Origin of the sequence: Candidatus Infernicultor aquiphilus, assembly GCF_002784285.1 — a bacterium.
GTDB lineage: Bacteria > Atribacterota > Phoenicimicrobiia > Phoenicimicrobiales > Phoenicimicrobiaceae > Infernicultor > Infernicultor aquiphilus.
In genome coordinates this window covers 1-12,371 of sequence record NZ_PFKO01000365.1, presented here as the reverse complement: position 1 = coordinate 12,371, position 12,371 = coordinate 1, and the positions used below count along the sequence as shown (strand labels likewise).

The 12,371-nt window shown below is 32.6% G+C and carries 12 protein-coding genes; all 12 read left to right on the top strand.

Annotation, left to right across the window (positions count from 1 at the left end):
• Positions 1 to 169 precede the first annotated feature (169 nt).
• The 12 genes from COZ07_RS10275 (at position 170) to COZ07_RS10220 (ending at position 12,131) form a co-directional block, all read left to right on the top strand.
• Positions 170 to 391 carry a hypothetical protein gene (locus COZ07_RS10275; protein ID WP_406608472.1) on the top strand — a complete coding sequence of 74 codons (222 nt, stop codon included), beginning with the start codon at positions 170 to 172 and terminating at the stop codon, positions 389 to 391.
• 118 nt (positions 392 to 509) lie between these two features.
• Positions 510 to 1,709, top strand: coding sequence for a cysteine desulfurase family protein (nifS, locus tag COZ07_RS10270; protein ID WP_406608471.1), 1,200 nt, complete (start codon positions 510 to 512; stop codon positions 1,707 to 1,709).
• A 227-nt stretch (positions 1,710 to 1,936) separates the two neighbouring features.
• On the top strand, positions 1,937 to 2,314 hold the full coding sequence (nifU, locus tag COZ07_RS10265; RefSeq protein ID WP_406608473.1) for an iron-sulfur cluster assembly scaffold protein: 378 nt from the start codon (positions 1,937 to 1,939) through the stop codon (positions 2,312 to 2,314).
• Between the two features lie 213 nt (positions 2,315 to 2,527).
• Positions 2,528 to 3,250, top strand: a complete 723-nt coding sequence (locus tag COZ07_RS10260; RefSeq protein WP_406608470.1) for a cytochrome c biogenesis CcdA family protein — start codon at positions 2,528 to 2,530, stop codon at positions 3,248 to 3,250.
• Between the two features lie 96 nt (positions 3,251 to 3,346).
• On the top strand, positions 3,347 to 3,898 hold the full coding sequence (locus COZ07_RS10255; protein WP_406608469.1) for a thioredoxin family protein: 552 nt from the start codon (positions 3,347 to 3,349) through the stop codon (positions 3,896 to 3,898).
• Between the two features lie 144 nt (positions 3,899 to 4,042).
• Positions 4,043 to 5,011: a phosphoadenosine phosphosulfate reductase family protein gene (locus COZ07_RS10250; protein WP_406608468.1), complete on the top strand. Its 969-nt coding sequence runs from the start codon at positions 4,043 to 4,045 to the stop codon at positions 5,009 to 5,011.
• 224 nt (positions 5,012 to 5,235) lie between these two features.
• Positions 5,236 to 5,781 (top strand): ferredoxin domain-containing protein, encoded by a 546-nt coding sequence (locus tag COZ07_RS10245; protein WP_406608467.1) that lies wholly within the window; start codon positions 5,236 to 5,238, stop codon positions 5,779 to 5,781.
• Between the two features lie 314 nt (positions 5,782 to 6,095).
• Positions 6,096 to 6,644 carry a Spy/CpxP family protein refolding chaperone gene (locus tag COZ07_RS10240; protein WP_406608466.1) on the top strand — a complete coding sequence of 183 codons (549 nt, stop codon included), beginning with the start codon at positions 6,096 to 6,098 and terminating at the stop codon, positions 6,642 to 6,644.
• 88 nt (positions 6,645 to 6,732) lie between these two features.
• On the top strand, positions 6,733 to 8,190 hold the full coding sequence (locus COZ07_RS10235; protein ID WP_406608465.1) for a Do family serine endopeptidase: 1,458 nt from the start codon (positions 6,733 to 6,735) through the stop codon (positions 8,188 to 8,190).
• A gap of 165 nt (positions 8,191 to 8,355) precedes the next feature.
• The gene (locus COZ07_RS10230; RefSeq protein WP_406608464.1) at positions 8,356 to 10,086 is read left to right on the top strand and encodes a nitrogen regulation protein NR(II); all 1,731 of its coding nucleotides are present in this window, start codon (positions 8,356 to 8,358) and stop codon (positions 10,084 to 10,086) included.
• Positions 10,061 to 11,389 (top strand): sigma-54 dependent transcriptional regulator, encoded by a 1,329-nt coding sequence (locus COZ07_RS10225; protein WP_406608463.1) that lies wholly within the window; start codon positions 10,061 to 10,063, stop codon positions 11,387 to 11,389. The genes COZ07_RS10230 and COZ07_RS10225 overlap by 26 nt, the downstream gene beginning before the upstream one ends.
• A 214-nt stretch (positions 11,390 to 11,603) precedes the next feature.
• Positions 11,604 to 12,131, top strand: coding sequence for an ECF transporter S component (locus tag COZ07_RS10220; RefSeq protein WP_406608462.1), 528 nt, complete (start codon positions 11,604 to 11,606; stop codon positions 12,129 to 12,131).
• Positions 12,132 to 12,371: the final 240 nt, after the last annotated feature.

The window sequence follows — 12,371 nt, the reverse complement described above, 5'->3', positions numbered from 1 at the left end:
AATATAATTATTTATGACACAGTCTGAATAACGGGTCGGATAAATCCGACCCCTACATTACCATTCCCCGATCAGGTCGAGGACAGGTTTGTTTACTTTTTGGGGGACAACCATATGGTAAATTAATATTTTAAATTTTAAAAATCTATTTTATAAGGAGGAAAATAAGATGTGGATTATTATTGGAGGAATAGTTGCCATAATTTTAGGAGTATGGGGATTAATTGAATGGTGGTTATTGTTCTTAAAGGCTTTAGCAGCTTTAATACCCTTTATCTTAGTAGTTGGTGGTGTATTAGCAGTGATAGTAGGGATAACTTCTAGGAGGGATAAAATTGAAGAGGAGAAAGAAGAGGTTATTGAGCAATCCTCAGAAAGCGATAAATCCTAATTTTCAGATTTTAGAGAAATATAAAAAGTTGACAAAAATACTCATATATATTATAATTTTTCGTGTTATTAATTTATTAAATGTAATGATCATTTATTAAAAGGAGGAATATATTTTTATGAAAAGGATTTATATGGATCATGCCGCAACTACATCTACAGATGTGGAAGTAGTTGAAGCAATGAAGCCTTATTTTACTCAAAAATATGGTAATCCTAATAGTATTCATTCATTTGGACAAGAGGCTAGAGAGGCAGTAGAAGAAGCCAGGGAGAAGATAGCTCGATTAATTGGAGCGAATCCTTCGGAAATTGTTTTTACTGCCGGAGGGACAGAGGCAGATAATTATGCTATAAAAGGAATTGCTTGGGCGAATCAAAAAAAAGGAAATCATATTATCACTTCCCAGATCGAACACCATGCTGTCTTGCATTCCTGCCAATTTTTAGAGAAACACGGATTTAAAGTAACCTATTTAAAAGTAGATAAATATGGTCTGATAGACCCTGAAGATGTGAAAAAAGCAATTACCGGCCAGACTATATTAGTAACTATTATGCATGCTAATAATGAGATTGGCACTATTGAACCGATTAAAGAGATAGGAAAAATAGTTAAAGAAGCGGGTATATATTTTCACACTGATTCAGTACAGACTACCGGGCATATTCCCATAGAAGTTAATGATTTAGGAGTAGATATGTTATCCATCTCTGGTCATAAATTATATGGACCTAAAGGAGTAGGAGCGCTGTACTTAAGAAAGGGAACTAAGATAGTAAATTTAATAGACGGTGGTGCTCAGGAAAAAAATAGGAGAGCCGGTACAGAAAATGTGACTGGAATGGTAGGATTGGGCAAAGCTGTGGAGTTGGCAGAGAAGAGATTAGCTGGAGGAGAGGTGGATAAAGTGGTAAAATTAAGAGATAAATTGATTACCGGAATTATGGACCAAATAGAAAATGTTCGTTTAAATGGACACTCCACCAGGAGACTTCCTGGAAATGCTAATATCTGTTTTGAATTTATCGAAGGAGAATCGATGTTGCTCAACTTGGATATGAAAGGAGTGGCAGCCTCCAGTGGTTCAGCTTGTACCTCTGGTTCATTAGAGCCCTCTCATGTCCTATTAGCTATAGGACTACCTCCAGAGATAGCCCATGGCTCTTTAAGATTGACTTTGGGAAAAGATAATACCGAAGAAGATATAGATTATGTTCTAGATATTTTGCCTAAAATTATAGAAAAATTACGAGCTCTTTCTCCCTTTACAGGTAGTTGGGATGGGCTGAAGAAAAATAGTGTAGAGGAAAAGTAATAAGTAATATGTAATGTGCATTGAGTGGAATACAGGGATAAGTGATATGTAATTAGTAATGAGTTAATAGTGTATAGTTTCAAGTTTAAAAGAACAAGTTACTTATCACTTGTTACATATTACACAACTTACTAAGGGACTGAAAGATTGGTAGCCAAGAATATAATTGGATCGAATTGAAGTTTTCCGGATAGAGATAAAATTAAGAAGGAGAATTATGTATGAGTATATATAGTGAAAAAGTGATGGAACATTTTCAGAATCCCCGGAATGTCGGAGAAATTAAAGATGCTGATGGAATAGGAGAAGTTGGTAATCCTATTTGTGGGGATATAATGAAAATTTATATAAAAGTAAAAGATGATAAGATAGTCGATTGCAAATTTAAAACTTTTGGCTGTGGTGCTGCCATTGCTACCAGCAGTATGGTTACTGAAATGGTTAAGGGTAAAAACATTGATGAAGCTTTAAAAATTTCCAATAAAGCTGTAGCTGAAGCCTTAGGAGGGCTTCCCGCAATTAAAATGCATTGCTCAAATTTAGCTGCTGATGGATTATCTAAAGCTATTGAAGATTATAAACAAAAGATTAAAATTAAAAAATAATAACTATAAACTAATTTAATTGTATATAAAAACAGTATCGAGTATATAGTATTAAGTATCGAGTGAAAAAGAAGAAAGAAGGCAGAATAAATACTAACGACTAATTAGCGTTTTGTATTTTTCTTACACTTATTACCTGCACCTATACGCTAAATGCTATACGCTCCACGCTAGGTTTATTTACCAGCGACTAATTTAATAAGAGGTTATTTTATGATGACAATATTAAATTTAAGTGAAGTTTCTTTGCTGGCTGCTTTTGTAGCTGGTTTTATCTCTTTTATTTCTCCCTGCGTTTTACCTCTGGTGCCAGGTTATATCTCTTTCATATCTGGAATGTCTTTAGATGATTTAGAGAAGGGGAGATTTCGAAATAAAAATACTATAATTATCAGTTCCTTATTTTTTATATTCGGATTTTCTTTAATATTTATTCTTTTAGGAGCTACTGCAACCTTCTTTGGCCGTTTTTTACTAGAGAAAGCGGTAATTCTGAGGAAAGTAGCGGGCTTAATAATTATAATTTTTGGAATACATATGTCAGGTTTATATAGAATAAAATTTTTAGAATATGAAAAAAAGATTTATGCCAATACTAAACCAGTCAATATTATAATTGGTCCATTTTTAATAGGTTTAGCCTTTGCCTTTGGATGGACCCCCTGTATCGGTCCTGTTCTGGCTACTATTTTAATCTATGCAGGTACTCAAGAAACTGTTTATAAGGGAATTTTACTGCTTACCCTTTATTCAGCTGGTTTAGGAATTCCTTTTTTATTAACTGCTATCGCCATTAATAAATTTTATTTATTTTCCAATAAGATTAAAAAGCATTTTAAAACTGTAGAGCTGGTAGGAGGAGTATTGCTTATCCTGATTGGTGGGTTAATCCTTACCGATAATTTACAGATAGTAGTAAATTATTTCATTAAGTAGTAAAATATGACCGTTTTTTAAAAATTAAAACTAGACCTAATTAATTGAGTGATAAAAAATAAATTTAAATAAAAATAGAAGAGGTTTAAGCTAAAAATGAAGATTTTTTCTGCTAAAAGAGACCAGATAATGATTTTAACAATTTTTTTAATACTAATATTCTTTTTCGGAATACGATCATATTTTAAAACGAACCAGCAGGGCAGAGAGGTGGTAGAAGAGAATAATTTATTAGCCCTTAATTGGTTATCTTATAATGAGGGATTAGCCCTGGCAGAAAAAGAAAATAAATATGTTTTGATTGATTTTTATACCGATTGGTGTGGTTATTGTAAAAAAATGGATAAAAATACCTATTCTAATGAAGAGGTAAAAAAAATATTGTCTAAAAAATTTGTCATTATTAGAGTAAATGCAGAGTCGGATAATAAAGTGATTGAAAATGGGGAAGAGATAACTGAAAGAGAATTGGCTAAATTATATCAAGTTTCTGGTTATCCTACTACCTGGTTTTTAGAAAGTAATCATAGCCGTGTAGCTCCTTTACCAGGATATGTAACTACCGAGCAATTCATTCCAGTTTTAAATTACATCGGTGAAGGGTGGTATAAAAGTATTTCTTTTAAGGAATATTCGGAAAAAATATAATTAATAGATTATTAATTATAGATAGTTTAAATCAATATAGAATGGTCAAGGAATTGTAATGGTGTAATAATATTTATAATTTGCCTTGGCCTTTTTTATAAGTAAAATATAAATAATAATAGGGTAAGATAATTGGATTAGATTATGATTAGTATAAAAGAAAAGATTAGTAATAGATTAGAAGAGATTAAGAAAATAAGCCGAGGAGAAGAAATTGTAGTGTCTTTTTCAGGAGGATTAGATAGTACAGTAGTTTCTGCCTTAGCACTCCAGGCCTTAGGGGAAGAGAGAGTGGAAGCAATTACGGTTAGTTTTGGAGAATATAGTTATAGTAAGGGTTTAAAAAATATTCAAGATATCAGTAAGAATCTAGATTTAAAGCTCAGGATTGTTCAGGGGAAGGAAGAACAAGAAAAAGTTTTAAAGAAAGGGCCAGCTTGCAATAAGTGTACCAGGATAGCTAAACTGGGAAGAGTTAAAAGAGAAGCTAAAGGAAGATTAGTCTTGACTGGTTCAAATCAGAGCGATACCTGGGGTAGGAAAGGTCTAAAGTTATATGATGGCTTTTATGCTCCTTTACTAAAAATGACTAAAGAAGAGATAAAAGGAATTGCTAATTATTTTAATTTAAAGATTTTAAGAATTGGAGAAAGTAATTTTAGAGAAGGTTGCAAATTAAAACACTTACTTAAGCCCTTAGCAAATTCTTATTATCATGGTCATACAGTAGCAGAAGCTAATGAAATATTGTTAAACATTTTAGAACAAGAGAAATATAAGGCGCATTTAGCCAATGTAAAGATTATTGGACCATTAAATAAGAATATTGGATTGATAAATGTATTCCCTCTGCCTAAAGAAAAATTAAAAATAAGGATTATTAAAGAGCTGGAAAGATTGAAAAATTTAGAAAAGATTAAATTTTTAGATCAGCCAATTAAATTAATTATTAAAGCAAATAAAGGACAATTTGATAATCAACATTCCCGATATTGGTTAGAAAAGGGGAGGCTACAACCAGATTTTTCTGTACCTATAAAAGTGGATTGGTTATTAACTACTAATAAGAATCTCGCTACTTTTCAGGTTATTGATTATCAAATAATGGAATAGTATAATTATATCGTATCGCGTATTGCGTATCGAGTATCGCGTATTCTAGCGTAGAGCGTGCAGCGTTTAGCGTATAGAATACAGTAATGAGTAATATGTAATTAGTGACAAGTTTCGGGTTACAGTTCACTCGTTACATATCACATATTACAAATCACACATTACACGACTTACGGGTTAATTGGAGAATTGGTAAATTATATAATATATATGGAGGTAAATTTATGTCTAATCAAAGATTATCTGAATTTGATATCCAGGAAGCAATAAAGGAGGTAGCTAACTTGATGGGAGTTTCTGCCCGCACTGCTCCCAAATCTGCTGGTAAAGATTTTGTAGTGATAAAAGTTATTTACGGAGAAGAAGTAAATAGGTTAGCGGAAGAAATGGTCCATTATGGTGAAGAGTTTAGTAAGAAAAATTTTGACCGTGATGGTGATAATGTCAAAAATTCCTTAGCTGTTTTATTAATAGGCCTAAAAGAGGCCCAATCGCTCGGTTTGAATTGCGGAGCCTGTGGGTATGACCAATGTTCTGACCGAATTTCCCATAAGAGTAATGAATTTGATGGACCTCAATGTGCTTTTAGACTTTTAGATATGGGAATTGCTATTGGGTCAGCCGTGAAAACTGCTGGAATAATGAATGTAGATAATCGGGTAATGTATCGGGCAGGAGTAGTAGCTAAAAAAATGGGTTTAATAGATGCAGATTTTGTAATGGGTATTCCTTTATCGGTAACTGGAAAAAATATTTATTTTGACCGATAAGTCTGATTAACTCAGGATATTCAGGATATATTAAAAAGGCAAAAGATAATCTTTTGAGAAAAAATTACACAGTAATTTTATGAAAAAGTGAGAAAAGTTAGTTCTTTTTGATCAAGACGACTACTGAAAGCAAGAAAAATATTAAAAAGATTTGCCCCCTAATATTTAAGCAAAGCTTCTAAAACAATTTATTTACTTCATATTTCAGAAATTATTTTTCAAATATAAAAAATTTAAAAGGCAATTCTCAAAAATTGGCACAGTAATTGCTTATATAAAAGGTTAGGAAATAATTTAAAAGGAGGTGAATATAGATGAAAAAGAAACTGGTTATCCTAACCCTGATTATAGCAATAACCGTGGTGTTTTTGGGTCTTACTCAATCTATTTATGCTCAAGAAAATAAACCCTTAATGAAACAGAATATGCTACCGTATAAAAGTGGTGAATTTAAAGAAATGATGGATAAAAGACTAAGAAATAGCCCTGATATGAAGATGGAAGAGTTTATCAAATCTTTAAATCTATCTGAAGAACAGGTAACAGAAATTAAGAGAGTTTTATTAGATTTTCAAAAAGACACCCTTGAACTTAGGAATAGTCTTCAGATAAAAGAGCTGGAAGTTAAAGCATTATTGTTAGAACCGCTTACTGAGATAACAAAAATTAAAGCAAAATTTGAAGAAATTGCTGAGTTGAAGGTTGAAATTAGGGTTAAAACAATTGAAAGGTATTTAGAAATTAAAGGATTGTTAACTCCTGAGCAACAAGCTAAATTGCCATTAGGTGTTCCTTCCCAAATATTTGCTTACCAAGAGATGGGTATGGGTAGGGGTAAAATGATGAAAAGTTGTTGCTGGTAAATAAAAAGCAATAAAGAGTAAATTTAAACCGGGAGGAGAATAAATGTTTTCCTCCCCTACTAATTTTTATAACGAGGTGTAAATAAAAATGATAAAAAATAAACTGTTAAAAATAAATAAAAAATTGATAGTTACCACAATTTTAATCTTATTTCTTTCTTTAAGCTTAATAGTACAGACTATAAACGCAGAGCCTCAGTTGGACAAACCTTATTTATCTATCGAGGATTTAAGCAATAGTATTGCAGATATTGCAGAAAAAAATAGTCCAGCAGTAGTTAATATAGATACAGTAAGAATGGTAGAAACTCAAAATCCTTTTTTAGATGATCCCATATTCGGACATTTTTTTGGAGACCAATTTAAAGAGTATACCAGAACAATTCCTCAAAAAGGCACTGGCTCCGGGTTTATTATTAACCAAGAAGGATATATAATTACCAATGAACATGTAGTCCACAAAGCTGAAAAGATAAAAGTTACTCTTTCTGATGGGAGAGAATTTACCGGAGAAGTAATTGGTTCAGATACAACTTCAGATATGGCAATTGTAAAGATAAAAGCAGATCATTTACCTCTGGTTGCTTTGGGTGATTCAGATAAGTTAAGAGTAGGAGAAATTGTGGTCGCCATTGGTAACCCTTATGGACTTCAACAAACTGTAACCATGGGTGTAGTTAGTGCTAAGGGCCGTTCTATCCCTACAGGCATAGAAGGACGTGTATATAAAGATTTTATTCAAACTGATGCAGCTATAAATCCTGGGAATAGTGGTGGTCCGTTACTCAATACCAAAGGAGAAGTGGTGGGAATAAACACAGCAATTATTCCTTTTGCTCAGGGTATTGGATTTGCTATTCCTATAAATATAGCCAAGAAAAATATAGATGATTTAATTAATTTAGGCAAAGTAAGAAGATCATGGTTAGGGGTATATATTCAAGAGGTTACTCCAGAAATTGCCAAACAATTTAACCAAGCGGAAGCTAAAGGTGTTTTAGTGGGAGATGTAGTTAAAAATAGTCCAGCAGAAGGAGTCGGGATAAAAACAGGTGATATAATTAAGAAAGTTAATAATGAAGAGGTAAATTCCCCTGAAGAACTTCAAGATAAAATAGGAAATATAGAGATTAATAAAGAAGTAAATGTCGAAATTGTGCGAAATGGTGAAACAATTTCCTTTATAGTAAAAATAGGTGAGATGCCTACTGTGGAAGAAGAAGGTAGTAAAACTCCTAAAGAAAAGGTATTTTCAGTACAAACTGGATTAAAAGTGGAGTCAGTTACTACGGAAATTGCTAAGGAATTGGGATTACCCTGGGTAAAAGGGTTGGTAATCACTGAAGTGGTCCCGGGAAGTTCGGCGGATGATATGGGTTTACAACAAGGGGATATAGTTTTAGAGGCAAACCGAACAGAATTATCTTCTGTTGAGGAGTGGGAAAAAGTAATCAACAAATTAGAACCAGAAGGTACACTACTGTTATTGGTTTTTCGTAATCAACATACTTATTATGTGCCGATAAAAGTGGAGAAGATTGACTGAATAAAACTGTAATAAGTGATTTGTAGGGGCTCGATGCATCGAGCCCCTAATTGTAGGACAAGTGTCCCCCGTTTTCAAGAGGGCAGGCCCGCCTGTAAAAAAATAGATTTCTGCGGGAGTTTACCCTCGCGAAAGCGGAAAAATGGAAAGAGATGGTTTATAAAGTTGGAAAAAGGGAAAAATCAAAAAATATTTGAATCATTACCTTTTCGAGAAAGAAATATTGTATTAGCTTTAATTATTATCTTGCTTCTTACCCTATTGCTGGGTTTTATGACCTATAAAGAAGTACAAAGAGAAAGATATTATTTGTGGGAATTGGCTCGTTCAGAAGGTTTAAATATTGCCTTTTCTATCCAGGCTCTTGGTCCTAAATTTATTCTAAATGAAAATATTTTGAAAGAAATTTTGCTACTTTTAAAGAAAGAGGAAGTAAGCTATATTGATATTTGTAATGATAAAGGTTTAATCCTAATTAGTACTGAAGAAGAAAGAGGGGAAAGAACTATACAAATCTTCAATCCGGGTAAAATTAATTTTGTCAACACTCAAGACAAAAAGGGGAATAGAGTACTTCAGGTAATAAAGCCATTTAATCTTGATATTAATAGACCTTTAGATATTTGGAAGATATTGCCTATACAAAATAGTTATTTAGTGGTGGGGATAAATTTAGAGGGTTCTTATCTTCTCTTGAGTCAGACCAGGAGAAGAATCATTTTAAACTACGGTATCATAATGGCCCTGGTGTTGCTGGGAATATATGTAATTTTTAAATTACAGGAGACCTATATCGTAAAAAAGACTCTGAATGAAATGAAAGTCTATACTTCAAAATTATTGGAGACTATGGGTAATGCGGTAATTTCAGTAGATAATAAGGGCATCATTAAGACCTTTAATCGTAAGAGTGAAGAGATTTTTGGCAAAAGGAGAGAGGAAGCGTTAAATAAAGATTGTCAGGAAGTATTGAATTTAAATATTGAGGGAGAATGTATTTTTAAGAAATGTTTATTAGAGAGAGAAAATATCAATCAGGAAATAATTTTAGAAGAAAAAGGGTTAAATAAAAAAATAATGGAGGTTAACACTTCCTTTTTAACCGGTGAATGGGGAGAAATCACCGGCGTGGTAGCGGAAATAAGGGATGTAACTGAAATTAAAAATTTAAATGAAGAAATAGCTCGTAATAAGAGATTGACTGCATTAGGTAAATTATCTGCCGGCATTGCCCATGAAATTAGGAATCCTTTGAGTTCAATTCGGGGATTAGCTCAATTTGTCTATAATTCATTTTCCAAGACTGATGAAAGAAAAGAAGACCTTAATACCATTATCCAGGAAGTAGATAGGTTAAATAAATTGGTCGTTCAGGTTTTGGATTACGCTAAAGTAAAAGAATTGGAATTAACCTACTTTTCTATCAATAATTTAGTCAACAAGATTGTTGAATTATTTAAACAAGAAATTAAAAATAAGCAGATTAGATTTTATTTAGAACTTTGCCCTGATATTTCTCAGATTCAGGCTGACGAAGACCAGATAAGACAGATCTTAATGAACATTATCATTAATGCCATTCAAGCTATCTCAGAGAAAGGTGAAATTAAAATTAAAACGGAAAAGTGTCTTATTAAAGGAGGTTCTGGCCTAAAACTAATCATAGAGGATAATGGAGTTGGGATCTCCGAAAAAGATCTTAATCAGATATTTGACCCCTTTTTTTCCACTAAAGAGCAAGGTTCTGGTTTAGGCCTTTCCATAGTATACAAATTGGTAGAGGGTCATCAGGGAGAAATAAAAGTTGAATCTAAAGAAGGGGAAGGGACAAAATTTATTATTTATCTACCTCAAAAAGGAGGGAGTAATTTTGCAGAAGATATTAGTGGTCGATGACGAACAGAATATAAGAAGAATGTTAAATCGGGTGCTTTCTTCAGAGGGATTTATAGTTAAGGAAGCTATTAATGGCTTAGAAGCCCTGAAGAGATTAGAAGAAGAAGATTACAGTTTAGTATTATTGGACCTTAAAATGCCTGGTCTAAATGGAATAGAAACCTTAAAGAAAATAAGAGAGTTTGATATAAATTTACCGATTATTATGATATCTGCTTATGGAAGTATTTCTGAAGCAGTAGAGGCTATGAAATTAGGGGCTTTGGATTATTTGATAAAACCTTTCGATATCGAAGAATTAAAAATCATAGTTGAAAGAGCAATTAAACAATATGAATTAAGAGTAGAAAACATTTACTACCGAGAGGAAGAAGAGAAGAGGTTTAATTTTGATGAAATTATCGGAAAGAGTAAGGCTATAAAAAGAGTTTTAGAGATGGTGAAAAGTGTATCGGTTACCCCTGCTACTGTGCTTATTACTGGGGAGAGTGGTACAGGAAAAGAGTTGATAGCTCGGGCAATACACAAGAATAGTCCTGGCAATAAGAATCCTTTTGTAGTGGTTAATTGTGTAGCTTTTTCTTCTTATCTTTTAGAAAGTGAACTTTTTGGACACGAAAAGGGAGCTTTTACCGGTGCGATTTCCAAAAGGATCGGCCGTTTTGAGATGGCTAAGGGGGGTACTATTTTTTTAGATGAGATTGGAGAAATTGACCCGGTTATACAGACTAAACTACTTAGATTTTTACAAGAAAAGGAATTTGAAAGAGTAGGTAGTTCAAAAAGTATTAAAGTCGATGTACGAATATTATCTGCTACTAACCTAGATTTAAAAAAGAAAGCGGAAGATAATAATTTTAGACAAGATCTTTATTATCGGCTGAATGTCTTTAATATAGAAGTTCCCTCTTTAAGGGAGAGGAAAGAGGATATACCTTTACTGGTGGAGCATTTTATCCATAAATATGATAAAATATTAAATAAAAAAGTAGAAGAAATTTCCCCTCAAGCAATGGAATTACTCTTAAATTATGATTATCCAGGAAATATAAGAGAACTAGAAAATATACTCGAAAGAAGTATGATTATGGCTAAGAACAACATAATGGATGAGACCTATTTTGCTTTTATAAATAAGGAAAATTTTTCGGAGAAAAAAGGGACTCTAAAAGAAGTAGAAAAAGAATTAATTATAAAATATTTAATTCAAAAAAAAAGTAATCGTACAAAAACAGCAGAACTTTTAGGTATAAGTCGAAGAAATTTGCAGAACAAGATCAAAGAATACCAAATAAATTTATAAGTCAAAAAAACCGGTTATTTTTTTCTAAAAAGTTTCCAAAATTAGCCGGTCCTTTTTTGATTTGACATATTTATTAAAATATTTTACACTATGGAGGTAAAAGAAACACTTTTACCCGAGAGTTGTATCTCGTATGAGAACAAGATCAGAAATAAATAAAATAAGTAGTATTTCGTCTAGTATCTAAGAACAGAACTAGAACGGAGGTGAAAAAGTGAATAAAGTATCTAATTTGCCAGAATTTAAGCTCACCACGCGGCAACTGGCTATCTCTGGTATGTTAGGAGCAATTGCTATGATCTTGGGAGCAACAAGATTAGGGTTTATCCCCGTTCCTACTCCTGCTGGTAGTGCCACTATTATGCATATTCCAGCAATTTTAGGTGGTATATTAGAAGGTCCAATAGTAGGTGGATTGGTAGGATTGATCTTTGGAATATACAGTTTTGTAAATGCTACTAACCCTATTTTTGCGGATCCTTTAGTTGCAATTTTTCCCAGAATATTTATTGGAGTGGTAGCTTATTATTCTTACAAACATCTCTGGAAAAATAGTGCTTTAGCGGCAGCATTAGGAACTATCACCAATACTATTGGTGTATTGGGATTAGCTACTTTAAGAGGGTATCTCCCACTTAAAGTTAGCATTACCATTGGTTTTGTGCATGGCACTCCAGAAGTAGTAGTAGCAATATTAATAGTGACTATATTGGTTAAAGCTTTAAAGAAAGCGGGTTATTAAAAAGTTTAGGAGCAGAGAAGATAATTTCTTCTCTGCTCTATTTTTATTGGTTATAAAATTTTAAGTGGAATATTATGGTTATTTCCCAAAAAGCCAAAAATATTTCGACAGATTATATATATGGCGCGTTGCAGATAATTTTATAGTAAATTATAATTTTTTGGTTATAATTAATGTTGTAGGGGTTCGATTTATCGAACCCGTAAATAAGCGGGTCGGATAAATCCGACCCCTACATTA